This is a genomic window from Flavobacterium sp. RSP49, assembly GCF_003968735.1.
Lineage (GTDB): Bacteria > Bacteroidota > Bacteroidia > Flavobacteriales > Flavobacteriaceae > Flavobacterium.
In genome coordinates this window covers 119604-141846 of the sequence record NZ_RYDN01000002.1, presented here as the reverse complement: position 1 = coordinate 141846, position 22243 = coordinate 119604, and the positions used below count along the sequence as shown (strand labels likewise).

At 35.3% G+C, this 22243-nt stretch carries 32 protein-coding genes; 3 read left to right on the top strand and 29 right to left on the bottom strand.

Annotation, left to right across the window (positions count from 1 at the left end; translation table 11 throughout):
* Positions 1 to 6 precede the first annotated feature (6 nt).
* The 29 genes from rpsK to rpsL form a co-directional block, all read right to left on the bottom strand.
* Positions 7 to 390, bottom strand: coding sequence for a 30S ribosomal protein S11 (gene rpsK / locus EKM02_RS02265; RefSeq protein WP_024981527.1), 384 nt, complete (start codon positions 388 to 390; stop codon positions 7 to 9).
* Between the two features lie 8 nt (positions 391 to 398).
* Positions 399 to 773: a 30S ribosomal protein S13 gene (rpsM, locus tag EKM02_RS02260; protein WP_091173715.1), complete on the bottom strand. Its 375-nt coding sequence runs from the start codon at positions 771 to 773 to the stop codon at positions 399 to 401.
* Positions 774 to 775: 2 nt separating this feature from the next.
* A complete protein-coding gene (ykgO, locus tag EKM02_RS02255; RefSeq protein ID WP_008992256.1) occupies positions 776 to 892 on the bottom strand; it encodes a type B 50S ribosomal protein L36 in 117 nt (38 codons plus the stop codon).
* Positions 893 to 904: 12 nt separating this feature from the next.
* Positions 905 to 1120, bottom strand: a complete 216-nt coding sequence (gene infA / locus EKM02_RS02250) for a translation initiation factor IF-1 (protein ID WP_007136545.1) — start codon at positions 1118 to 1120, stop codon at positions 905 to 907.
* A 4-nt stretch (positions 1121 to 1124) separates the two neighbouring features.
* Complete coding sequence (secY, locus tag EKM02_RS02245) at positions 1125 to 2471, bottom strand: preprotein translocase subunit SecY (RefSeq protein WP_126451844.1); 1347 nt, start codon at positions 2469 to 2471, stop codon at positions 1125 to 1127.
* Between the two features lie 13 nt (positions 2472 to 2484).
* A complete protein-coding gene (rplO, locus tag EKM02_RS02240) occupies positions 2485 to 2937 on the bottom strand; it encodes a 50S ribosomal protein L15 (RefSeq protein ID WP_126451843.1) in 453 nt (150 codons plus the stop codon).
* Between the two features lie 11 nt (positions 2938 to 2948).
* Positions 2949 to 3131, bottom strand: coding sequence for a 50S ribosomal protein L30 (gene rpmD / locus EKM02_RS02235; protein ID WP_027310825.1), 183 nt, complete (start codon positions 3129 to 3131; stop codon positions 2949 to 2951).
* Between the two features lie 12 nt (positions 3132 to 3143).
* Positions 3144 to 3671, bottom strand: a complete 528-nt coding sequence (rpsE, locus tag EKM02_RS02230; RefSeq protein ID WP_126451842.1) for a 30S ribosomal protein S5 — start codon at positions 3669 to 3671, stop codon at positions 3144 to 3146.
* Positions 3672 to 3677: 6 nt separating this feature from the next.
* Positions 3678 to 4028: a 50S ribosomal protein L18 gene (gene rplR, locus EKM02_RS02225; protein WP_113636694.1), complete on the bottom strand. Its 351-nt coding sequence runs from the start codon at positions 4026 to 4028 to the stop codon at positions 3678 to 3680.
* Between the two features lie 11 nt (positions 4029 to 4039).
* Positions 4040 to 4582, bottom strand: coding sequence for a 50S ribosomal protein L6 (rplF, locus tag EKM02_RS02220; RefSeq protein WP_126451841.1), 543 nt, complete (start codon positions 4580 to 4582; stop codon positions 4040 to 4042).
* Positions 4583 to 4600: 18 nt separating this feature from the next.
* Positions 4601 to 4999: a 30S ribosomal protein S8 gene (gene rpsH, locus EKM02_RS02215; protein WP_066081018.1), complete on the bottom strand. Its 399-nt coding sequence runs from the start codon at positions 4997 to 4999 to the stop codon at positions 4601 to 4603.
* 140 nt (positions 5000 to 5139) lie between these two features.
* The gene (rpsN, locus tag EKM02_RS02210) at positions 5140 to 5409 is read right to left on the bottom strand and encodes a 30S ribosomal protein S14 (protein WP_007136553.1); all 270 of its coding nucleotides are present in this window, start codon (positions 5407 to 5409) and stop codon (positions 5140 to 5142) included.
* A 3-nt stretch (positions 5410 to 5412) separates the two neighbouring features.
* Positions 5413 to 5964 carry a 50S ribosomal protein L5 gene (gene rplE / locus EKM02_RS02205; protein ID WP_126451840.1) on the bottom strand — a complete coding sequence of 184 codons (552 nt, stop codon included), beginning with the start codon at positions 5962 to 5964 and terminating at the stop codon, positions 5413 to 5415.
* A gap of 2 nt (positions 5965 to 5966) precedes the next feature.
* A complete protein-coding gene (rplX, locus tag EKM02_RS02200; protein ID WP_035668111.1) occupies positions 5967 to 6281 on the bottom strand; it encodes a 50S ribosomal protein L24 in 315 nt (104 codons plus the stop codon).
* A gap of 11 nt (positions 6282 to 6292) precedes the next feature.
* A complete protein-coding gene (gene rplN, locus EKM02_RS02195; RefSeq protein WP_026717863.1) occupies positions 6293 to 6661 on the bottom strand; it encodes a 50S ribosomal protein L14 in 369 nt (122 codons plus the stop codon).
* 2 nt (positions 6662 to 6663) lie between these two features.
* Positions 6664 to 6924, bottom strand: coding sequence for a 30S ribosomal protein S17 (rpsQ, locus tag EKM02_RS02190; protein ID WP_066081027.1), 261 nt, complete (start codon positions 6922 to 6924; stop codon positions 6664 to 6666).
* Positions 6925 to 6941: 17 nt separating this feature from the next.
* On the bottom strand, positions 6942 to 7127 hold the full coding sequence (rpmC, locus tag EKM02_RS02185; protein WP_126451839.1) for a 50S ribosomal protein L29: 186 nt from the start codon (positions 7125 to 7127) through the stop codon (positions 6942 to 6944).
* A gap of 13 nt (positions 7128 to 7140) precedes the next feature.
* On the bottom strand, positions 7141 to 7566 hold the full coding sequence (rplP, locus tag EKM02_RS02180) for a 50S ribosomal protein L16 (protein WP_007803637.1): 426 nt from the start codon (positions 7564 to 7566) through the stop codon (positions 7141 to 7143).
* A 19-nt stretch (positions 7567 to 7585) separates the two neighbouring features.
* Positions 7586 to 8344, bottom strand: coding sequence for a 30S ribosomal protein S3 (gene rpsC / locus EKM02_RS02175; RefSeq protein ID WP_126451838.1), 759 nt, complete (start codon positions 8342 to 8344; stop codon positions 7586 to 7588).
* A gap of 5 nt (positions 8345 to 8349) precedes the next feature.
* The gene (rplV, locus tag EKM02_RS02170) at positions 8350 to 8760 is read right to left on the bottom strand and encodes a 50S ribosomal protein L22 (RefSeq protein WP_007136561.1); all 411 of its coding nucleotides are present in this window, start codon (positions 8758 to 8760) and stop codon (positions 8350 to 8352) included.
* A gap of 6 nt (positions 8761 to 8766) precedes the next feature.
* Positions 8767 to 9045 carry a 30S ribosomal protein S19 gene (rpsS, locus tag EKM02_RS02165; protein ID WP_007136562.1) on the bottom strand — a complete coding sequence of 93 codons (279 nt, stop codon included), beginning with the start codon at positions 9043 to 9045 and terminating at the stop codon, positions 8767 to 8769.
* A gap of 6 nt (positions 9046 to 9051) precedes the next feature.
* Positions 9052 to 9876, bottom strand: a complete 825-nt coding sequence (rplB, locus tag EKM02_RS02160) for a 50S ribosomal protein L2 (protein ID WP_059114053.1) — start codon at positions 9874 to 9876, stop codon at positions 9052 to 9054.
* A 9-nt stretch (positions 9877 to 9885) separates the two neighbouring features.
* Entirely contained in the window at positions 9886 to 10176 is a 291-nt protein-coding gene (gene rplW, locus EKM02_RS02155) for a 50S ribosomal protein L23 (RefSeq protein WP_126451837.1), read from the bottom strand.
* 6 nt (positions 10177 to 10182) lie between these two features.
* A complete protein-coding gene (gene rplD / locus EKM02_RS02150) occupies positions 10183 to 10812 on the bottom strand; it encodes a 50S ribosomal protein L4 (protein WP_091173690.1) in 630 nt (209 codons plus the stop codon).
* Positions 10812 to 11429, bottom strand: a complete 618-nt coding sequence (rplC, locus tag EKM02_RS02145; RefSeq protein WP_126451836.1) for a 50S ribosomal protein L3 — start codon at positions 11427 to 11429, stop codon at positions 10812 to 10814. Before rplC ends, rplD begins: the two co-directional genes overlap by 1 nt.
* Before the next feature lie 155 nt (positions 11430 to 11584).
* Positions 11585 to 11890 (bottom strand): 30S ribosomal protein S10, encoded by a 306-nt coding sequence (gene rpsJ / locus EKM02_RS02140; protein WP_011963470.1) that lies wholly within the window; start codon positions 11888 to 11890, stop codon positions 11585 to 11587.
* An 11-nt stretch (positions 11891 to 11901) separates the two neighbouring features.
* Positions 11902 to 14058: an elongation factor G gene (fusA, locus tag EKM02_RS02135; RefSeq protein WP_126451835.1), complete on the bottom strand. Its 2157-nt coding sequence runs from the start codon at positions 14056 to 14058 to the stop codon at positions 11902 to 11904.
* Between the two features lie 10 nt (positions 14059 to 14068).
* On the bottom strand, positions 14069 to 14545 hold the full coding sequence (gene rpsG / locus EKM02_RS02130) for a 30S ribosomal protein S7 (RefSeq protein ID WP_035668130.1): 477 nt from the start codon (positions 14543 to 14545) through the stop codon (positions 14069 to 14071).
* A 99-nt stretch (positions 14546 to 14644) separates the two neighbouring features.
* The gene (gene rpsL / locus EKM02_RS02125; protein ID WP_007136570.1) at positions 14645 to 15028 is read right to left on the bottom strand and encodes a 30S ribosomal protein S12; all 384 of its coding nucleotides are present in this window, start codon (positions 15026 to 15028) and stop codon (positions 14645 to 14647) included.
* 179 nt (positions 15029 to 15207) lie between these two features.
* Here rpsL and EKM02_RS02120 point away from each other — a divergent pair, with 179 nt between their 5' ends.
* The 3 genes from EKM02_RS02120 (at position 15208) to EKM02_RS02110 (ending at position 22161) form a co-directional block, all read left to right on the top strand.
* Positions 15208 to 16917, top strand: a complete 1710-nt coding sequence (locus EKM02_RS02120) for a hypothetical protein (RefSeq protein WP_126451834.1) — start codon at positions 15208 to 15210, stop codon at positions 16915 to 16917.
* 545 nt (positions 16918 to 17462) lie between these two features.
* The gene (locus EKM02_RS02115) at positions 17463 to 20705 is read left to right on the top strand and encodes a SusC/RagA family TonB-linked outer membrane protein (protein WP_126451833.1); all 3243 of its coding nucleotides are present in this window, start codon (positions 17463 to 17465) and stop codon (positions 20703 to 20705) included.
* The gene (locus EKM02_RS02110; protein WP_317124970.1) at positions 20686 to 22161 is read left to right on the top strand and encodes a SusD/RagB family nutrient-binding outer membrane lipoprotein; all 1476 of its coding nucleotides are present in this window, start codon (positions 20686 to 20688) and stop codon (positions 22159 to 22161) included. The genes EKM02_RS02115 and EKM02_RS02110 overlap by 20 nt, the downstream gene beginning before the upstream one ends.
* Positions 22162 to 22243: the final 82 nt, after the last annotated feature.

Here is a 22243-nt window from a genome sequence, read left to right as displayed (position 1 = left end):
ATATTATTAAACTCTACGTCTTTTTGGAGGACGACATCCGTTGTGAGGCATTGGAGTAACATCGATAATCTCAGTCACTTCAATTCCACCGTTATGCAAAGAACGGATCGCAGACTCACGTCCGTTTCCTGGTCCTTTAACATACACCTTAACTTTTTTAAGTCCTGCTTCAAGAGCTACTTTACTACAATCTTCTGCTGCCATTTGGGCTGCGTATGGAGTATTCTTTTTAGAACCTCTAAAACCCATTTTACCAGCTGAAGACCAAGAAATAACTTCACCTTTTTTGTTTGTCAAAGAAATGATGATGTTGTTGAAGGTAGCAGAAATATGAGCTTCTCCCGTTGATTCAACGATAACTTTACGTTTTTTTGCAGTTGCTTTAGCCATATTACTTATTATTTAGTTGCTTTTTTCTTGTTGGCAACAGTTTTTCTTTTACCTTTTCTTGTTCTGGAGTTATTCTTAGTTCTTTGTCCCCTTAATGGAAGACCAGTTCTGTGACGAATACCTCTGTAACACCCAATATCCATAAGACGTTTGATGTTTAAAGAAACTTCTGAACGCAATTCTCCTTCAATTTTGAAAGTGGACACTGCTTCACGAATCGCTCCGATCTCATCATCATTCCAGTCTTGAACCTTTTTATCTTGGCTTACTTGAGCTTTTTCTAAAATCTCAATAGCTCTACTATTTCCTAATCCGAAGATGTAGGTAAGTGCTATAACACCTCTCTTATTTTTTGGGATATCTACCCCTGCTATTCTTGCCATAATTATCCTTGTCTTTGTTTAAATCTAGGATTCTTTTTGTTTATTACGTACAATCTCCCTTTTCTTCGCACAATTTTGCACTCGGGACTTCTCTTTTTTACTGAAGCTCTAACTTTCATTTTGAATATCCTTTAATATCTATAAGTAATTCTTGCTTTTGACAAATCGTAAGGGCTCATTTCTAGTTTCACTTTATCACCAGGTAATAATTTGATATAATGCATACGCATTTTTCCAGATATATGTGCAATTACTATATGTCCATTCTCTAACTCTACACGGAACATTGCATTTGATAATGCTTCAATGATCGATCCGTCTTGTTCTATTGCTGATTGTTTTGCCATAAAGTTAAGCTACTGCTTTTCTATTTTTACCACTTTTCATTAAACCATCATAATGCTTATTTAGCAAATATGAATTGATTTGCTGCATTGTGTCAATGGCAACACCTACCATAATTATCAATGAAGTACCTCCGAAAAACATTGCCCAGGATTGTTGAACATCCATAACACTTACAATTATCGCCGGGAACACAGCAATCAAAGCAAGAAATAAAGATCCTGGAAAAGTTATTAAAGACATTACCTTATCAAGATAATCAGAAGTTTCAACTCCTGGTCTGATGCCCGGTATAAAACCACCGCTTCTCTTTAAATCATCAGACATCTTGTTAGTAGGAACTGTGATTGCAGTATAAAAGAAAGTAAATACAATTATTAACGTTGCAAAAACTAAATTATACCAGAAACCAAACATATTACTAAAAGCGCCAACGATTGACTGCGAAGCATCTGATTTAGACAGTCCTGCCAAAGCAGCTGGAATGAACATAATTGCTTGAGCAAAAATAATTGGCATCACCCCAGAAGCATTAAGCTTTAAAGGGATCCACTGTCTATTTCCACCTAACATGTCTTGTTCAAAATCCCCTGAAGTAGTTCGTCTGGCATATTGAACAGGAATTCTCCTAATCGCCATAACCAGCAGTACACAACAAACAATAACCAATAACCAAATGATAATTTCGATAACTAACAACATCGGACCACCGTTATTATTAGTCACTCTCGTGGTAAATTCTTGGATGAATGCCTGAGGCAACCTTGCCAAAATACCCACCATAATCAACAAAGATATACCATTTCCTATTCCCTTATCTGTAATTTTTTCTCCTAACCACATCGCAAAAATTGTACCTGTGACTAAAATAATTACTGACGAAAATAAGAATTCAAATGAATTGAATCCCAATAAAAATGCATTACTAGGTAACGTTCTATATAAATTGTAGATGTAAGTAGGACCTTGAACCAAGGTGATACCAATAGTCAACCAACGTGTAATTTGATTAATTTTTTTTCTACCGCTTTCTCCATCGCTTTGAAGTTTTTGCAAGTATGGAACCGCAATTCCCATCAACTGAACAACAATTGAAGCAGAAATGTAAGGCATTATTCCTAAGGCAAAAACAGAAGCCTGTGAAAAAGCTCCTCCAGTAAACATATCAAGAATTGAACCAATTCCTTCTTTAGTTTGTCCGGCTAAATTACCCAACTGTGTAGCATCAATACCTGGTAAGGTTACTTGAGCCCCAAAACGATACACTAAAAGCAAACCCAATGTAATTAGGATTCTATTTTTCAGTTCCTCGATTTTCCAAACATTACTAATTGACTCAATAAATTTCTTCATATTAATTGAAAAATTACATTGTTACAGCTTCTCCACCAGCAGCTTCAATAGCAGCTTTTGCAGTAGCAGTAAATTTGTGAGCGGTTACTTTTAATTTTGCTGTCAATTCACCTCTACCTAAAATCTTAACGATTTCATTTTTAGTAGCTAAACGATTAGCAACATAAACTGTCATATCAACAGTATCTTTAATAACACCATTATCAACTAATAGTTGAAGTGTATCAAGATTTACACCTTCGTAATCTTTACGATTGATGTTTGTAAAACCAAACTTAGGTACACGTCTTTGAAGTGGCATTTGACCCCCTTCAAAACCAATCTTTTTAGAATAACCAGAACGAGATTTGGCTCCTTTGTGACCTCTTGCAGAAGTACCACCTTTTCCGGAACCTTCTCCTCTACCTAATCTTTTATTTTGATTGTGTGTAGCACCTTCAGCAGGTTGTAAGTTACTTAAATTCATAACAGTATTTGTTATTTAGCTTCTTCAACAGAAACTAAGTGTTTAACTTTATTTATCATCCCAAGGATTGTAGGGTTTGAATCATGCTCTACAACTTGTCCCATTTTACGTAGACCTAAAGCTTCCAAACCTCTCTTTTGAGTAAGAGGACAGTTGATTTTGCTTCTAACTTGTTTTACTAATAATTTAGCCATAATTTCCTTGAATTAACCTTTAAAAACTTTTTCTAAAGAAACGCCTCTTTGTTTTGCAACAGTATAAGCACTTCTCATTTGTAATAAAGCATCAAAAGTTGCTTTTACTACGTTGTGAGGATTTGAAGATCCTTGAGATTTAGATAATACATCATGAATTCCTACTGATTCAAGAACTGAACGAACAGCTCCACCAGCAATAACTCCTGTACCATGAGAGGCAGGAATTAAGAATACACGTGCACCACCAAATTTACCTTTTTGTTCGTGAGGAACTGACTGACCATTCAAAGGAATTTTCACTAAATTTTTCTTAGCATCTTCTACTGCTTTCGCAATTGCTTCAGCAACATCTTTAGATTTTCCTAATCCGTGTCCAACCACTCCGTTTTCATCACCTACGACTACAATAGCAGAAAAACCAAAAGCTCTACCACCCTTTGTAACCTTAGTAACACGATTTACACTTACCAAACGATCTTTTAATTCAAGACCACTTGGTTTTACTAACTCTACATTCTTGTATTTACTATTAGACATACTATATTAGAATTTAAGTCCAGCCGCTCTTGCGCCTTCCGCTAATGATTTAATACGTCCGTGATATAAATAACCTCCTCTATCGAAAGTTACTACGTCTATCCCAGCTTTTAAAGCTTTTTCAGCAACTAGTTTTCCAACTGCTGTAGCCACTTCAATGTTCGTACCGTTACCTATTTCTTTTTCTCTTGAAGAAGCCGCCAATATAGTAACTCCGTTTACGTCATCAATAAGTTGCGCGTAAATTTCTTTGTTACTTCTAAATACAGATAGTCTTGGATTAGTAGCAGTACCACTAATTGTTTTTCTAATTCTGAATCTAATTCGTTGTCTTCTTTCAGGTTTTGTTAATGACATAATCTTATTTTTTAAGCTGATTTACCTGCTTTTCTTCTTAATACTTCCCCTACAAATTTAACACCTTTTCCTTTATACGGCTCTGGCTTACGGAAACCTCTGATTTTCGCAGCTACTTGCCCTAAAAGTTGTTTGTCAAATGATGTTAATTTAACGATAGGGTTTTTACCTTTTTCAGATATTGTTTCTAAAGTCACTTCTGGAGCAATTTCTAAAACAATATTGTGAGAATAACCAAGTGCTAAATCTAATTTTTGTCCTTGATTTGAAGCTCTGTAACCAACTCCTACCAATTCTAATGACTTAGTAAAACCATCTGTTACACCTATAATCATGTTATTGATCAAAGATCTATACAAACCGTGTTTTGCTCTTTGGTCTTTGTGATCAGAAGATCTTTCTACTTGAACTAGATCCCCTTCAACTGTAACAGTAACGTCCGAAAACTCCTGAGTTAGTTGACCATTTTTTCCTTTTACTGTAATAATACCATTTGCAACTTCAACAGTTACACCAGCAGGGATTACAACCGGACTTTTACCTATTCTTGACATCTTATTATAGTCTTTAAATTAGTATACGTAACAAATTACTTCACCACCTACATTCAATTGCTTCGCTTTTTTTCCTGTCATCAACCCTTTAGAAGTAGAGACAATAGCGATGCCTAATCCATTAAGGATTCTAGGAATGGTAGAAGAACTTGAATATTTACGTAAACCTGGTTTACTAATTCTTTGGATATCTTTAATTACGGACTCTTTAGTATCTTTATCATACTTCAAAGCAATTTTGATTGAACCCTGAACAGCGTTGTCTTCAAATTTGTAACTCAAGATATAACCTTGATCAAATAAGATCTTAGTTATTTCTTTTTTTAGATTAGATGCAGGAATCTCAACGACTTTGTGGTTTGCAGCCACAGCGTTTCTAACTCTCGTCAAATAATCTGCAATAGGATCTGTATACATATGTATTGATTTGCGGCAACGGTTTTCGACAAAGTATTTGCCGAACCTGAAACCAATTTATAAATTTCTATAATCATAAATTTCAAACTACGAATTACATTTTAAAATGTAATTCATAATTTGAAATTCATAATTAAATTTTACCAAGATGCTTTTTTAACACCTGGTATCAATCCGTTATTTGCCATTTCACGAAATGTAACACGTGAAAGACCGAATTGACGCATATACCCTCTTGGTCTACCTGTTAATTTACAACGATTGTGCAAACGAACTGGTGAAGCATTTTTTGGCAACTTTTGCAAACCTACGAAATCTCCAGCTTCTAACAAAGCTTTTCTTTTCTCAGCATACTTAGCTACTGTTTTTTCTCTCTTAACCTCGCGGGCTTTCATTGATTCTTTAGCCATGTCTTAATTCTTTTTAAAAGGTAAACCTAGTTCAGCCAATAATGATTTTGCTTCCTTGTCTGTTTTAGCAGTAGTTACAAAGGAAATATCCATACCTGAAATTTTGTTAACTTTATCAATATCAATTTCTGGGAAAATGATTTGCTCCAAAACTCCAAGGTTATAATTTCCTCTTCCATCAAAACCAGTAGCTTTAATACCACTGAAATCCCTTACACGTGGCAAAGCTGAAGTAATAAGTCTATCTAAAAACTCATACATTCTTTCTCCACGCAAAGTAACTTTTGCTCCAATAGGCATCCCTTTTCTCAATTTGAATGACGCAACGTCTTTCTTTGAAATAGTGGATATTGCTTTCTGTCCAGTAATCTTTGTCAACTCATCAACCGCATAGTCGATTAGTTTTTTATCAGATACAGCTGCACCAACTCCTTTACTTAAAACGATTTTTTCCAATTTTGGAACTTGCATTACGTTTACGTATCCGAATTCCTCTTTAAGAGCAGCAATTACTCTGCTCTTATATTCTTCTTTTAGTCTAGGTATATACTCCATTACTATAGTACTTGATTAGATTTTTTTGAAAATCTTACTTTCTTATCTCCTTCTACTCTAATACCAACTCTTGTTGTTTCCTTAGTTTTAGGATCAATTAAAGAAATATTAGATATTTGTATAGAAGCTTCCTTCTTTACGATACCACCTTGAGGGCTTTTTGCACTTGGTTTCGTATGTTTCGATACCATGTTAACACCTTCAACAATCGCTTTGTTTTTCTCACGGTACACACGTAATACTTTACCTTCCGCACCTTTATGGTCTCCAGCAATTACTCTTACTATATCACCTGATTTTATTTTTAGCTTTATCATCTTAAAACAAATTAAAGCACTTCTGGTGCTAATGATACAATTTTCATGAATTGTTTTTCACGAAGTTCTCTTGCTACCGGACCAAAAACACGAGTTCCTCTCATTTCACCAGCAGCATTCAATAACACACATGCGTTGTCATCAAACCTAATGTATGAACCATCGGCTCTTCTTACTTCTTTTTTGGTACGTACAACAACTGCAGTTGAAACAGCTCCTTTTTTAACGCTTCCGTTAGGAGCAGTATCTTTGATAGAAACTACAATCTTGTCACCAACAGAGGCGTACCTTCTTTTGGTACCTCCTAAAACACGGATAGTTAAAACTTCCTTTGCTCCAGTATTATCTGCTACTTTTAGTCTTGATTCTTGTTGTACCATAATTATTTAGCTCTTTCTAAGATTTCAACTAACCTCCAACATTTGGTTTTACTTAAAGGACGCGTTTCGCTAATCCTTACGGTATCTCCAATGTTACAGTCGTTCATTTCGTCGTGTGCGTGATACTTTTTAGTTTTCAACACGAACTTACCGTATAATGGGTGTTTTACTTTACGCACTTCTGCAACAACAATAGACTTATCCATTTTGTCCGAAGTTACAACACCAACTCTTTCTTTTCTTAAATTTCTTTTTTCTTCCATCTTTCAGCAGACTACAGTTATTGTCTTTTAGTAAGTTCAGTAACTAATCTTGCAACTGTTCTTCTTACACTTCTAATTTGAAGTGGGTTCTCAATTGGTGAAATAGCGTGAGCCATTTTTAGATCAGCGTATGTTTTCTTAGTTTGGCTAAGCTTTTCTTGCAACTCTGCTGCAGAAAGATCTTTTATTTCTGATTGTTTCATAATATAATATAGATTATGCTTCGAAATCTCTAGCAACGACGAATTTAGTTTTTACTGGAAGCTTTTGAGCTGCAAGACGTAACGCCTCTTTAGCAACTGACAAAGGAACTCCTCCAACTTCAAACATAATCCTTCCGGGTTTAACAACGGCAGCCCAATACTCAACTGCTCCTTTACCTTTACCCATACGTACCTCAAGAGGCTTCTTAGTAATTGGTTTGTCTGGAAATATTTTGATCCATAACTGCCCTTCTCTTTTCATAAAACGAGTTGCAGCGATTCGTGCAGCTTCTATTTGACGAGAAGTCAAGAACATTCCATCTTCATGTACAGATTTAATACCAAACATTCCATTAGAAAGTTCATGTCCTCTTTGAGAATTCCCTTTCATTTTACCCTTTTGTACCTTTCGGTATTTTGTTCTTTTAGGCTGTAACATTTTTCTTTAATTTAAAAATTTACTTTCGTTTACGAGCGTCTGGTTTACCACCTTTATTAAAAGGCTTTCTGTCTCCTCTAGGAGAATCGCCACCTTTACCACCAGCACCAGATTGTTTTTTGTCCATTCCGGCAAGTGGAGAAAGATCTCTCTTTCCATAAACTTCACCTTTCATGATCCACACTTTGATCCCCATTCTACCATAAGTAGTATGAGCTTCTGCCAAAGCATAATCAATATCAGCTCTGAAAGTTGATAGAGGAATTCTACCTTCTTTGAAACCTTCTGAACGAGCCATCTCAGCACCATTCAAACGACCAGAAATCAAAACTTTGATACCTTCTGCGTTCATACGCATAGAGGCGGCAATTGCCATTTTGATTGCACGTCTGTAAGAAATTCTGCTTTCGATTTGACGACAGATGCTGGTAGCAACTAGATACGCGTCAAGCTCAGGTCTTTTGATTTCAAAGATGTTGATTTGAACCTCTTTGTCAGTAACTTTCTTAAGTTCTTCTTTCAACTTGTCTACCTCTTGTCCACCTTTCCCGATAATAATACCCGGTCTGGCTGTAGTGATAGTAACGGTTACAAGTTTCAAAGTTCTCTCGATGATTACTTTTGATACACTAGCTTTTGATAAACGAGCATGGATGTACTTTCTGATTTTATAATCTTCGGCAAGTTTATCACCGTAATCATTTCCACCATACCAGTTTGAGTCCCATCCTCTGATGATACCAAGTCTATTTCCAATTGGATTTGTCTTTTGTCCCATCTTTATTAAATTGCTTGTGTGTTATTAATAGATCCAAGCACGATTGTAACGTGATTAGAACGTTTTCTAATTCTGTGTGCACGACCCTGTGGAGCTGGACGAAGTCTTTTCAACATCATTCCACCATCTACTGTTATCGTTTTTACAAATAAACCTGCTTCTTCCATATTAGCGTCAGGGTTTTTTGCTTGCCAGTTGGCAATTACAGACAAAACCAATTTTTCTAATTTTCTTGAAGCTTCTTTAGAACTAAATCTTAAGATGTTCAATGCTCTTTCTACCTTCTGACCTCTTACCAAGTCCGCTACTAAGCGCATTTTTCTAGGTGAAGTGGGGCAGTTATTCAATTTTGCGAAAGCAATAGACTTATTAGCCTCTTTTCTCGCATCTGCTGTTTCTCTTTTACGAACTCCCATTGCTTCTTATTTTTTACCTTTATTTTTTGCTCCAGCATGACCTCTAAAAGATCTAGTTGGTGAAAATTCTCCTAATTTGTGACCTACCATGTTTTCTGTTACGTAAACTGGTACAAATTGACGACCGTTATGAACTGCGATAGTTTGCCCAACAAAGTCTGGAGTAATCATAGAAGCTCTAGACCATGTCTTAACAACTCCTTTGTTTCCACCTGCAATGTTTTCTTGAACTTTCTTGTCTAACTTATAATGAACGAAAGGTCCTTTTTTTAATGAACGTGCCATATCTTATTATTTCTTTCTACGTTCTACGATATACTTGTTACTCGGGTTTTTCTTAGAACGAGTTCTATAACCTTTTGCTGGTATTCCATTTCTTGAACGTGGATGTCCACCAGAAGAACGACCTTCACCACCACCCATTGGGTGATCGACAGGGTTCATCGCTACAGGTCTTGTTCTAGGTCTTCTACCTAACCATCTTGTTCTACCAGCTTTTCCTGATACAACTAATTGATGATCTGAATTAGACACAGCTCCAATTGTAGCCGAACACGTCAACAAGATCAATCTTGTCTCACCAGAAGGCATTTTAATTGTCGCATATTTTCCATCTCTTGCCATTAATTGAGCAAATGTTCCAGCTGAACGAGCAATTACAGCTCCTTGACCAGGTCTCAATTCGATACAAGAAATAACAGTTCCTAAAGGAATTCTGCTCAACGGTAATGTATTCCCAATTTCGGGTTGAGATTCAGGACCAGAAACTAATTTCTGACCAACTTTCAATCCGTTTTGAGCAATAACATACGTTTTCTCTCCATCAGCATACGCTAACAAAGCGATAAATGCAGTACGATTTGGATCATACTCAATTGATTTTACCGTAGCAGGAATTCCTTCTTTAGTACGTTTAAAATCAATGATACGATATCTCTGCTTGTGACCACCACCCGTATAACGCATGGTCATCTTTCCTTGACTATTTCTACCACCAGAGTTTTTTATCGGCGCTATCAAAGAGCGTTCCGGCTTATCAGTTGTAATGGCGTCATAACCATTCACAACTCTAAATCGCTGACCTGGGGTAATAGGTTTTAATTTTCTTACTGACATTTTTCTATCTTAGATATTGTTGTAAAAATCAATTGTTTCTCCTTTTTGTACTTGAACAATTGCTTTTTTAGTTGCATTCGTCTTTCCACTTATTAAACCACTTTTAGTGTATTTAGTAGTTCTATCTGGCCTAACATTCATCGTATTGACACTTAAAACAGTTACTCCATAAGCAGCTTCAACAGCTTTCTTAATTTGCACTTTGTTTGCTTTTTTGTCAACAACGAATCCGAAGCGGTTTAAAACTTCACTTTCTTTGGTTACTTTTTCCGTTACTATAGGCTTAATTATGATGCTCATATCCTATTATTTACTTAAATTTTCTTCAATTATCTCCAAAGAACTCTCCAAAAGCACTAAATTATTAGCGTTTAATATAGCGTAAGTACTTAATTCTAAGCTACTTACTACGCTAGAGCCTTTTAAATTGCGTGACGACAAATATACATTTTTATTTACATCACCCAACACAAACAGAGATTTTTTATTTTCTAACTCTAAAGCTTTCAAAACGTTGATGAAATTTTTAGTGTTTGGTGTTTCAAAATTAAAGTCTTCAAGAACGATAATATTCGATTCTTTTGCTTTAATAGAAAAAGCAGATTTTCTAGCCAAACGTTTCAAGCTTTTATTCAATTTAAATGAATAACTTCTTGGTCTTGGTCCAAAAACTGTTCCACCACCTTTAAACAATGGATTCTTTGCACTACCCGCACGAGCAGTACCAGTTCCTTTTTGTTTTTTAATCTTACGCGTACTTCCCGCTACTTCAGCTCTTTCTTTAGCTTTGTGCGTTCCCTGTCTTTGATTAGCAAGATATTGCTTAACATCAAGGTATACTGCGTGATTGTTTGGTTCTATACCAAATACTGAATCAGAAAGTTGCACTTTTCTTCCAGTATCTTTTCCGTTGAAATCTAATACTTTTGCTTCCATTACTTCTGAATGATTACATAAGAGTTGTTACATCCAGGAATACATCCTTTAATAACAAGTAGGTTCTTTTCAGCCACTACTTTTAAAACTCTAAGGTTTTGAACTTTTACATTGTCTCCTCCCATACGTCCAGCCATACGCATTCCCTTGAATACTCTGGATGGATAAGAAGACGCTCCTACAGAACCCGGCGCTCTTAAACGGTTGTGTTGACCGTGAGTTGCTTGACCAACACCACCAAAACCGTGACGTTTTACAACCCCTTGAAAACCTTTACCTTTAGATACACCTTGTACATCTACAAATTCTCCTTCAGCAAAAATAGAAACATCAATAAGATCCCCTAATTTTTGTTCTGTTGCGAAATCTTGGAATTCAACGACTTTTTTCTTAGCTACAGTTCCCGCTTTTGCAAAGTGACCTAAAGCCGCTTTTGTGGAATGTTTCTCGTTTTTGTCATCGAAACCAAGTTGCAACGCTTCGTACCCGTCAACACCTTTGGTTCTGACTTGGGTAACAACACATGGTCCAGCTTCGATTACTGTACAAGGAATATTCTTCCCGTTTTCGTCGAAAATGCTAGTCATGCCGATTTTTCTACCAATTAACCCAGACATAATTATTAATTATTAATTATTAAATATAAATATAGAACGCAGCTTTTAACCAAATCCTATTTTTTAAGTGGGTGCAAATGTATAACATATTTACACACAAACCAAAAAAATAATTTTCGATTAAAAACAGCGTCCTTTTCTTACTAGTAAGCTACTTAAACTTTGATCTCTACTTCAACACCGCTAGGCAATTCCAATTTCATCAAGGCATCAATAGTTTTTGATGAAGAGGAATAAATGTCAATCAATCTCTTGTATGACATTACTTCAAATTGCTCTCTTGCTTTTTTGTTAACGTGTGGAGAACGTAATACTGTGAAAAGTTTTTTGTGAGTTGGTAATGGAATTGGACCTGTAACAACTGCTCCTGTACTTTTAACTGTTTTTACAATCTTTTCAGCAGACTTGTCTACTAACATGTGATCGTAAGATTTTAGTTTTATTCTGATTTTTTGACTCATTTTCTTAAAGATTAAGCGTTTCCTTTTGCTTTTTTGATAACTGCTTCCGAAATATTCGAAGGAGTTTCAGCGTAATGTGAAAATTCCATTGTTGATGTTGCACGACCTGAAGATAAAGTTCTTAAAGTAGTAACATAACCAAACATTTCTGATAATGGCACATCGGCTTTAATGGTTTTAGCACCCGCTCTATCACCCATATCATTTACCTGACCTCTACGACGGTTGATATCACCTACGATATCTCCCATGTTTTCTTCAGGTGTAATCACTTCCATTTTCATGATTGGCTCTAATATAACAGCACCAGCTGCTTTAGCTACCTCTCTATACCCCATTCTTGCTGCAAGCTCAAAAGAAAGTGCATCAGAATCCACAGGGTGGAAAGACCCATCCAATAAAGTTACTTTCAAACTATCTACTTGATATCCTGCTAAAGGACCAGTTTTCATAGCTTCCCTAAAACCTTTTTCTACAGATGGTATATATTCTTTGGGAACGTTACCACCTTTGACAGCATTAACGAACTGCAATCCAACAGGAGCTTTACCATCAACTTCATCAGCTGGCTCTAATCTAAATACGATATCACCGAATTTACCACGACCACCAGATTGTTTCTTGTACGTTTCTCTGTGTTGAGCAGACTTTGTAAATGCTTCTTTGTATTCAACTTGAGGCTCACCTTGGTTTACTTCAACTTTGAATTCACGTCTCATTCTATCAACTAAGATGTCCAAGTGAAGCTCACCCATACCTGAGATAATAGTTTGCCCAGAAGCTTCATCTGTTCTAACCGTAAATGTAGGATCCTCTTCAGCTAATTTAGCCAAAGCCATACCCATTTTATCTACGTCAGCCTTAGTTTTAGGTTCAATTGCAATACCAATAACCGGTGCTGGAAATTTCATAGACTCAAGAATAATTGGGTGTTTTTCATCACACAACGTATCTCCAGTTTTGATATCTTTAAATCCAACTGCCGCTCCAATATCACCCGCTTCGATATAATCGATTGGGTTTTGTTTGTTTGCATGCATTTGGTAAATACGAGAAATTCTTTCTTTATTTCCTGAACGTGTGTTCAAAACGTAAGAACCCGCATCTAAACGTCCTGAGTAAGCACGGAAGAAAGCTAAACGACCTACGAATGGGTCAGTAGCAATTTTGAAAGCTAAAGCAGCAAATGGCTCTTTAACATCGGGCTTACGCAATATTTTAGTTTGATCTTCTTCTAACAATTCAGCATCATCAGGATGAATTCCTTCAATACCATCTTTATCCATTGGAGATGGCAAATATTTACATACTGCATCTAACATGAATTGAACTCCTTTATTTTTAAAAGAAGAACCAGCGATCATAGGAATGATAGCCATATCCATTACAGCAGCTCTCAATGCAATATTGATTTCTTCCTCTGTAATAGAGTTTTCATCTTCCATAAATTTTTCAAGTAAAGTCTCATCATAATCAGCTACTGCCTCAATAAGAATCGATCTGTACTCCTTCACTTCTTCAAGCATATCCTCTGGAATAGGCACAATATCATACGTTGCTCCTAAACCTTCTTCATGCCATACTATAGCTTGATTTTTAACTAAATCCACAACACCTCTGAAATCATTTTCTTCACCAATAGGCAAAGTGATTGCAACTGCGTTTGATTTCAACATATCTCTTACTTGTTGACAAACCATCAAAAAGTTAGATCCTTGTCTATCCATTTTATTAACGAATCCAATACGTGGAACTCTGTATTGATCTGCCAATCTCCAGTTCGTTTCTGATTGTGGCTCAACACCATCAACAGCACTAAATAAGAAAACCAAACCATCAAGAACACGCAAAGAACGGTTTACTTCAACTGTAAAGTCAACGTGTCCCGGTGTATCGATAATATTGAAGTGATAAGGAGCTGTTTCAGATAAAACTTTACCTTGTTCAGTTGGAAAATTCCATTCACAAGTTGTAGCTGCAGAAGTAATTGTAATACCTCTTTCTTGCTCTTGTGCCATCCAGTCCATTGTTGCAGCACCATCGTGTACTTCACCAATTTTGTGTGATTTTCCAGTGTAGAATAATATACGCTCTGTTGTTGTTGTTTTACCAGCATCAATGTGAGCAGCAATTCCTATGTTTCTTGTATATTTTAGATCTCTAGCCATTTCTTAAGAATTAAAATCTAAAGTGAGAGAATGCTTTATTAGCTTCTGCCATTTTGTGAGTATCCATTCTTTTCTTAACAGCAGCTCCTTCTTCTTTAGCCGCAGCTAAACATTCTGAAGCTAACCTCTGAGCCATCGATTTTTCGTTTCTTCTTCTAGAATAAAGAATTAACCATTTCATCGCCATAGAAATTTTTCTGTCTGGACGAATTTGCATCGGAATTTGAAATGTAGCTCCACCTACTCTACGACTACGTACTTCTACGTGAGGCATAACATTGGTTAAGGCATCTTTCCAAATTTCTAATGATGGTTTCTCCGCATCTTGTTTTTTAGACTCAATGATGTCAATTGCATCATAAAATACTTTAAACGCTGTCGATTTTTTTCCATCCCACATTAAGTTGTTCACAAAACGTGTTACCAGTTGGTCATTAAACCTAGGATCTGGTAAAAGTGGTCTCTTCTTTGCCGCTCTTTTTCTCATGTCTTTTTGTTTAAAAAAAGTCTTAATGTCATAACGCCACAACGCCTTAATGTACAAAATACACTTTAGACTTTTGACTTTAGACTTTAAACTAATTAATTACTTTTTTGCTTCTTTTGGGCGTTTTGCTCCGTACTTAGATCTTCTTTGCGTTCTTCCTGCTACTCCTGACGTATCAAGGGCACCACGAACGATGTGATATCTAACTCCTGGTAAATCTTTTACCCTTCCACCCCTAACTAATACTATCGAGTGCTCTTGTAGATTGTGTCCTTCACCAGGGATGTAGGCATTTACTTCATTACCATTTGTCAAACGTACACGCGCTACTTTACGCATTGCAGAGTTTGGTTTTTTTGGTGTTGTAGTGTAAACACGCGTACAAACCCCTCTTCTTTGAGGACAAGAATCTAAAGCAACCGATTTACTCTTCTTAGTTATCTGAGTTCTTCCTGTTCTTACTAATTGTTGAATTGTTGGCATAATTAATACTAAAAATTTCTTATTATATTAAATTCCCGCTTTTTACGGGGTTGCAAATGTAGAAAATATTTTTTATTCTACAAATGTTAATCTACTAATTTTCAATAAGATTATTTTATCATTCGATTTTAATCGCAAAAAGCAGATATTTACATTCTATTTAATAAAACAAAATTCACTTGAAGCACTTCCTTATTTATATTCTCCTTTTTAATTTAGGTCTACACTGCTCTGCTCAAAGCTTTCAGGTACTCATTACAGGAAAATCAACCTTGGAAACAAAGACAATCGACTCTTTAAAATATAACCCAAAACACACAAACACAAAGTCAATTGAGATTGAATTAAACAGGCTGTCCCAAGATCTTTCAAGAATTGGATACATTGACAACATTACCGGACCACTAATCCAAATAAATGACTCCAGTTATCGTGCTAAAATACATTTAGGAGAAAAAATAAAAGCGATAAATATATATATAGGTAGCAACAAAAAACCAAACCTTCCTATACTTTTAAAAGAAGAAGAAGAAACTATTATACTACCTTACCCAGAAATAGATTTTTACTTGCGTAAAAAAATACAAGAATTAGAACAAAATGGGTTTGCATTAGCTAAACTAAAGCTGACAAACATCAAAAGAATAAATGCCGTTTTATACGCCAATTTAAAAATAGAAACCGACAAGAAAAGAATCTTAAATGCGATAACCATAAATTATGAAGACACAAATTCGACTACAAAATTCCCATCCGGACATTTTGCTCAACTAAACAGGAAATACAAAACAAGCATTTTTAACCAAAAAGTACTCGATCAGATTTACACTGATTTTGAAAATTTTGGATTCATCAGTCAAATAAAATATCCGGAAATTCTATTTACAAAAGATACCACAAAAGTATACGTATATCTTCAAAAAAGAAAATCAAACACATTTGACGGATTCATTGGATTTACTAACAATGAAAATCAAAAAATCACATTGAATGGATATTTAGATGTACAACTCCAAAATATTTTAGGCACCGGCGAACAACTTTCAGTATATTGGAAAAGCGATGGCAATGACCAAAAAACATTTAAAGCAAGTGTAGAATTGCCTTATTTGCTAAAAACTCCAATAGGCCTAAAAGCACAAATTCAGCTATTCCGACAAGACACGACCTTTCAAAACACTAAAACCGCAATAGACCTGAGCTACTTCATTAATTACAACACCCGATTTTATTTAGGATACCAAAAAACAGAATCCAGCGCTATCCAAAATTTAAACAATAATTCACTTAGCGATTTCGATAATTCGTTCCTAACGTCAAGTTTTAATTATATCAAATTGGATGCAGCCAATTCTGTTTTTCCTACAAAATCAAGTCTCACACTACAATCAGGAATAGGAAGCAGAGCACTTAATACCCTATCCGAAAACACAACAAAAAGCAACCAGTTTTTTATAAACATTCAAGCCGTACACAACTTTAACCTAAATAAAAAAAATTCCATCCATATCAATAGCCTTAATTATTATTTACAAAGCAATACTTACGTCACCAACGAATTACACCGTTTTGGTGGATTCAACAGCGTCAGAGGTTTTGCTGAAAATAGCCTGCAAGCCTACCTCATGACTTCACTACTCACGGAATATCGCTATATTGTATCTCCAAATCTTTACGTTCATTCAATTTTAGATTACAGTATTTACAAAGATAAATCCGCAATAGACCAACAAGACAAAAAAGAAAACTTAATAGGCATTGGAATGGGATTGGGATTATTAACAAAAAATGGATTATTCAAATTAGCACTTGCCAGCGGGAGGACCACAAATCAACCTCTAGAAATAAACAATACAATTGTACACATCAGCTATAATGTATCTTTTTAAAACATTAGAAACAGATTGCACGACTTTTGTTCTATTAAAAAAAGTCCAGATTAAAAAAATAATAATCAAAAAACATTGCAAACATCATCTTAAATTAATTTTCAACTTCATCTGATTAATTTTAAACAACACCCCTAAATAACAATTGTTCTATAGCCATTGTTTTACTTCCTAACTTACTTCAAACTTAAATAAAAGAATTTAAAACCTTTTTTGATATGGTATGCAGTTTTCATATCTATTTCCTTAGCATCCAGTAAGACACAATATCCAGTCTCTACTTTTTTTAACAGGACATTTACACTACATAAGAGCATAGCAGTAAAAAAAATCTAGATGTCCACAAACAATTATGAGCCTATTGATCACAAAATACATGATTTCATGAGATATTTTCTAATTTTTGTTATAATAAAACTAAAATACTGCCTAATTAATAGTATTTATTGAAAAAATTAAATTATCGCTAATTTTTAACAATAAACAATTAGGAATATTAACAAATTATTAAGAAATTTGCTAAACTAATTCAAAATATTTATAAAATGAAACTAAAGTTCAATGGATTCTTTGTACTACTTGTAGTACTTGTTGCGCAGCTAACTTTTGCGCAAGAAAGAGCTGTTTCAGGTGTTCTTTCTGACAATGCAGGATTGCCTTTACCAGGCGTGAGTGTATTAGTTAAAGGAACAAATACTGGAACACAAACTGATTTTGACGGGAAATATTCCATCAGAGCCTCATCAACCCAAGTGCTAATATTTAGTTACATTGGGATGATGACTCAAGAAAAGACAGCTAGCTCATTAATTATTAACGTAAAGTTAAACAATGCTACAAATGAACTTGACGCTGTCGTGGTAACGGCATTGGGAATTAAACGAGAGAAAAAATCTCTAGGTTATTCTTCACAACAAGTTACGGCTGAACAAGTGTCAACTGTGCCAACTGGAAATTTTGTCAACAACTTATCTGGTAAAGTTGCAGGACTTAGCGTAACTAATGGAACAAACTTTGGGGGATCTACAAATGTAGTTCTTAGAGGTTTTAAATCTTTGTTGGGAGATAACCAAGCATTATTTGTTGTCGATGGCGTGCCAATATTAAACACTAATGTAAACAGTGGCGACCAAAGAAGAGGTCGTGGAGGTTTAGACTTCGGAAATGCGGCATCAGATATTAACCCGAATAACATTGCAGAAATCAATGTCCTCAAAGGCGCAGCTGCGACTGCATTATATGGATCACGAGCACAAAACGGAGCCATAATAATAACAACAAAAAAAGGAAAAGCAGGTAAAGATTTATCCGTAGAATTTTCTTCATCTTACACTAGATCCACGATTGACAAGTCCACTTTTGCAAAATACCAAACGGAATATGGACAAGGTTATTTCGGACAAGTGTTTTCAACATATCAAGGGCAGCCTAGAGCGAGAACTGGAGATGATGCATCTTATGGACCTAAGTATGATGGATCCCTTGTTTTTCAATATGATGCTTTTGTACCAGGATCTGCTACTTTTGGACAAGCAACTCCATGGGTTGTTGCACAGAATACTCCTGAAAGCTTTTTTGAAGCAGCATCTTCAACAATTAATAACATATCTCTTAGCGGAGGTTCAGATAAAGCGACTTATAGACTGACTTACGCAAATACAAAAAGTGATGATGTTTTACCAAACGCTTTATTAAGCAAAAACAACTTTAATGCGGCAGCAAGTTATAAATTTAACGATAAATTAAGTTCTAACTTCAACGCAACCTATGTTAATCAAAACACGAGAAACAGAAACGCAACTGGATATAATGGTAATGTAATGTCTAACTTTAGACAATGGTGGGCAACCAATGTAGATATCAAGGAACAAAAGCAGTTTTACAATTTAGGGCAGCAAAATTACACGTGGAATCAAAGGAACGCAACTAATATTTCACCTGCGTATTGGGACAATCCTTATTTTCAAAGAAACCAAAACTACAATACCGATACAAGAGAAAGATTTGCTGCTAATGCAAGTGTAACTTACGACATATCAAAAGAATTTAGTTTACTAGGAAGAGCAGGTACTGATGGATTTAATTTAAGAACAGAAGACAGATTAGCTACAGGCTCTTATCCAAATGTTATTGGATCAAACTCAAATTTAGCTAACTTACCGGCTCAACCTTCGGGTTATGCATTAGATATTTATAATTTTAGCGAACAAAATTATGACTTCTTGGCGACGTACAAAAAAGATTTAGCTGAAGAACTAAATTTAAGTGTAATAGTAGGTACTAATTACAATGTACAAAATAGATTTTCAAATCAACAATCAACTTCAGGAGGCTTATTTATACCGGGATTATACACAATATCTAACTCAGTATCCGCTCCAACATTACCTAGAATTGTTGATACTAAAAAACAAATTCTTGGTTTATTCACACAGGCAACTTTAGGCTACAAAGGGACTTACTACTTAGAAGGCTCTGTAAGAAGAGATCAATCTTCTGCATTACCAGTTGAAAATAATGCATATTGGTATTCAGCGATTTCTGGAACTGTCGTTTTCTCAAATTGGTTAAAAGATGTTGAATTTATTAATTTTGGTAAATTTAGAGCCGCATATGCACAAGTAGGTTCAGATACAGATCCAAATCAATTACAAAATACTTATAATTCACTTACACCTTTTCAAACACCAGTTTATTCTTATAATACTAATGCCAAAAATCCAAATCTTAAACCACAACAGTTGGATAATATTGAATTTGGTTTAAATATGCAATTTGCAAAAAACAGATTAGGCTTTGACGTAGCATACTTTGAGAATAAAGCTTTTGACCAAATTTTACCACTACCAGTATCAACGGCAACAGGGGCAGCATTTACAACTATAAACGCAGGAACATTGACGACAAAAGGGTTTGAGGTATCACTTAACTTTACACCAATCAAAACAGAGAATTTTGACTGGGATGTAAATGTAAACTGGGCAAATCCAAACACAAAAGTTACAGAATTAGCTCCTGGAATTGAAAACATTAATATTAACTCCCTTCAAGGTGGTATCAGCATTAATGCACCATTAAATCGCGATTATGGTTCTATTTGGGGAACAACTTATGAACTTGATGACTTAGGCAATAGAATAATTGGTGAGAATGGAGCATATGTTGTTTCTACCACTACGGATAATCAATTAGGAACATATCAAGCAGATTGGTCAGGAGGTATAAATAATAAATTTACGTATAAGAACCTTTCTTTCAGTTTTTTGATTGATATCAAAAAAGGAGGCAGTATATTTTCACTTGACCAATATTACGGATATGGAACAGGAATCTATGCTAATTCTGTTGGAACTAACGATTTAGGCAACCCCGTAAGAAACACACTAACTAACGGCGGAGGAGAGCTTTTACAAGGTGTAATGGCTAATCCTGCTTTTACTTCTACTAACGGTCAACCAATGTATATAACCAATACAACGAGATTAGACAGATCTCAATCAAGCCAAGTATTAGGTACAGATCCACCAGCTGCTGCATTTTTATATGATGCTGGATTTGTAAAACTTAGAGAAGTTGTTCTTACGTACAGTCTTCCTTCAACTATTCTCGGAAAATCAATAAAAGGTGCATCATTTAGTGTAATAGGTAATAACTTATGGATAATAGATAAAAGTTTACCTTACGCTGATCCTGAAGCTGGATTATCATCTGGTAACACTCAAGGTTACCAGTCTGGACCTATGCCCACTACGAGAAATATTTCTTTCAATGTTAAAGTTAATTTTTAAAAAGATAAAAATGAAAAAAATCATAGCAATACTAACCATATGTTTGTTAATGACAGCATGTGTTAGTGAAGATATAAATACCGATCCCAATAGTGCATATACTGCTGTGCCAGGATCATTACTAAATTTCGCTCAAAAAGAACTAAGCGACTATGTTAACACTCCAAGTGTTAATATTAACAATTTTAGGCTTACAATGCAATATTGGCAAGAAACTACTTATGTGAACGAAAGTAATTATGACTTTACAAACAGAAACGTATCTAATAATATATTTTCATTGAACTATGTAAGCGTAATTAATAATTTAGGGAAAGCTAAAGATATTATCATCAATTACGCACCTACAGCAGATGAAGCATCAGGATGGTCAGTTAACAAAAAAAACCAGTTAGCTATTATCGATGTAATGCAGGTTTACACTTATCAAAATCTAGTTGATACTTTTGGCAATATACCTTATATCCAAGGTGCAAATGTGAACGATTTTCCATTGCCAGCTTATGATGACGCGTCGACCATTTACACTGACCTAATTAAAAGAATTAATGAAGACATCTCAAATCTAAACACGAATGCAACTGGGTTTAAATCTTTTAACGATGGGGACATATACTACGGTGGTAATATTGCTAAATGGAAAGCATTAGCAAATTCTATAAAATTAAAACTTGCTATTGCGATTGCTGATGTAAATCCAACTTTAGCCCAATCTACAGCACTACAAGCTATTGCAGCAGGAGTAATAACGTCGCCGACTGGAAATTGTCAATTTCAATATCTTGCAGCATCTCCAAACTTCAATCCTTTGTATGAAAATCTTTCTGCAAGTGGCAGAGATGACTTTTTTGCTGGAAAGACCTTAATCGATTACATGGCGGCCTCAAATGACCCAAGAATAGATAATTATTATGAGGAAGTTACAGGTGGTGGTTATGTCGGACAAACCATTGGACAAGGTGGAGAATTTGCTGATTTCTCACATATCGGATCTTATGCGTACACTGAAACTACACCAGGCGTTATCTTAAACTATACTGAAGTTGCTTTCTATATTGCTGAAGCTAATGCACGTTGGAATCCAACTGCTGCTCCTAGTGCATACAGAACTGCAGTAACAGCTTCAATATTAGAATGGGGTGGTACAACATCAGAAGCATCAACTTACCTTGTTGTAAATCCATTCAATGCTTCTAATTGGAAAAAGTCAATTGGAGAGCAAGCTTGGGTAGCTATGTATAACCAAGGTCTAACTTCTTGGAATTTCTGGCGAAGATTAGACTTTCCAATTTTGACAGCGCCAAGTTCAGCTATAACTAATGCCGGAGGAAAAGTTCCTGTAAGAATGGCTTACCCAGTTCTTGAACAACAAGTAAACAATTCAAACTACACAACAGCCTCAAATGCAATTGGTGGAGATTTATTAACAACAAAAATATTCTGGGATAAATTCTAGTTATCACTTAATTCAATTATTCAAAACCATCCCATTTTTTGGGGTGGTTTTTTTTTAAATCTTAGCACCATGGTAAAAGAAC

Excerpts from the sequence above, each read along its gene's own strand:
- rpsK (WP_024981527.1), bottom strand. The coding sequence starts at position 390 with ATGGCTAAAGCAACTGCAAAAAAACGTAAAGTTATCGTTGAATCAACG.
- rpsM (WP_091173715.1), bottom strand. The coding sequence starts at position 773 with ATGGCAAGAATAGCAGGGGTAGATATCCCAAAAAATAAGAGAGGTGTT.
- ykgO (WP_008992256.1), bottom strand. The coding sequence starts at position 892 with ATGAAAGTTAGAGCTTCAGTAAAAAAGAGAAGTCCCGAGTGCAAAATT.
- infA (WP_007136545.1), bottom strand. The coding sequence starts at position 1,120 with ATGGCAAAACAATCAGCAATAGAACAAGACGGATCGATCATTGAAGCA.
- secY (WP_126451844.1), bottom strand. The coding sequence starts at position 2,471 with ATGAAGAAATTTATTGAGTCAATTAGTAATGTTTGGAAAATCGAGGAA.
- rplO (WP_126451843.1), bottom strand. The coding sequence starts at position 2,937 with ATGAATTTAAGTAACTTACAACCTGCTGAAGGTGCTACACACAATCAA.
- rpmD (WP_027310825.1), bottom strand. The coding sequence starts at position 3,131 with ATGGCTAAATTATTAGTAAAACAAGTTAGAAGCAAAATCAACTGTCCT.
- rpsE (WP_126451842.1), bottom strand. The coding sequence starts at position 3,671 with ATGTCTAATAGTAAATACAAGAATGTAGAGTTAGTAAAACCAAGTGGT.
- rplR (WP_113636694.1), bottom strand. The coding sequence starts at position 4,028 with ATGTCATTAACAAAACCTGAAAGAAGACAACGAATTAGATTCAGAATT.
- rplF (WP_126451841.1), bottom strand. The coding sequence starts at position 4,582 with ATGTCAAGAATAGGTAAAAGTCCGGTTGTAATCCCTGCTGGTGTAACT.
- rpsH (WP_066081018.1), bottom strand. The coding sequence starts at position 4,999 with ATGTATACAGATCCTATTGCAGATTATTTGACGAGAGTTAGAAACGCT.
- rpsN (WP_007136553.1), bottom strand. The coding sequence starts at position 5,409 with ATGGCTAAAGAATCAATGAAAGCCCGCGAGGTTAAGAGAGAAAAAACA.
- rplE (WP_126451840.1), bottom strand. The coding sequence starts at position 5,964 with ATGGAGTATATACCTAGACTAAAAGAAGAATATAAGAGCAGAGTAATT.
- rplX (WP_035668111.1), bottom strand. The coding sequence starts at position 6,281 with ATGATAAAGCTAAAAATAAAATCAGGTGATATAGTAAGAGTAATTGCT.
- rplN (WP_026717863.1), bottom strand. The coding sequence starts at position 6,661 with ATGGTACAACAAGAATCAAGACTAAAAGTAGCAGATAATACTGGAGCA.
- rpsQ (WP_066081027.1), bottom strand. The coding sequence starts at position 6,924 with ATGGAAGAAAAAAGAAATTTAAGAAAAGAAAGAGTTGGTGTTGTAACT.
- rpmC (WP_126451839.1), bottom strand. The coding sequence starts at position 7,127 with ATGAAACAATCAGAAATAAAAGATCTTTCTGCAGCAGAGTTGCAAGAA.
- rplP (WP_007803637.1), bottom strand. The coding sequence starts at position 7,566 with ATGTTACAGCCTAAAAGAACAAAATACCGAAAGGTACAAAAGGGTAAA.
- rpsC (WP_126451838.1), bottom strand. The coding sequence starts at position 8,344 with ATGGGACAAAAGACAAATCCAATTGGAAATAGACTTGGTATCATCAGA.
- rplV (WP_007136561.1), bottom strand. The coding sequence starts at position 8,760 with ATGGGAGTTCGTAAAAGAGAAACAGCAGATGCGAGAAAAGAGGCTAAT.
- rpsS (WP_007136562.1), bottom strand. The coding sequence starts at position 9,045 with ATGGCACGTTCATTAAAAAAAGGACCTTTCGTTCATTATAAGTTAGAC.
- rplB (WP_059114053.1), bottom strand. The coding sequence starts at position 9,876 with ATGTCAGTAAGAAAATTAAAACCTATTACCCCAGGTCAGCGATTTAGA.
- rplW (WP_126451837.1), bottom strand. The coding sequence starts at position 10,176 with ATGAGCATCATAATTAAGCCTATAGTAACGGAAAAAGTAACCAAAGAA.
- rplD (WP_091173690.1), bottom strand. The coding sequence starts at position 10,812 with ATGGAAGCAAAAGTATTAGATTTCAACGGAAAAGATACTGGAAGAAAA.
- rplC (WP_126451836.1), bottom strand. The coding sequence starts at position 11,429 with ATGTCTGGGTTAATTGGTAGAAAAATCGGCATGACTAGCATTTTCGAC.
- rpsJ (WP_011963470.1), bottom strand. The coding sequence starts at position 11,890 with ATGAGTCAAAAAATCAGAATAAAACTAAAATCTTACGATCACATGTTA.
- fusA (WP_126451835.1), bottom strand. The coding sequence starts at position 14,058 with ATGGCTAGAGATCTAAAATATACAAGAAACATAGGAATTGCTGCTCAC.
- rpsG (WP_035668130.1), bottom strand. The coding sequence starts at position 14,545 with ATGAGAAAAAGAGCGGCAAAGAAGAGACCACTTTTACCAGATCCTAGG.
- rpsL (WP_007136570.1), bottom strand. The coding sequence starts at position 15,028 with ATGCCAACAATTCAACAATTAGTAAGAACAGGAAGAACTCAGATAACT.
- EKM02_RS02115 (WP_126451833.1), top strand. The coding sequence starts at position 17,463 with ATGAAACTAAAGTTCAATGGATTCTTTGTACTACTTGTAGTACTTGTT.
- EKM02_RS02110 (WP_317124970.1), top strand. The coding sequence starts at position 20,686 with ATGTTAAAGTTAATTTTTAAAAAGATAAAAATGAAAAAAATCATAGCA.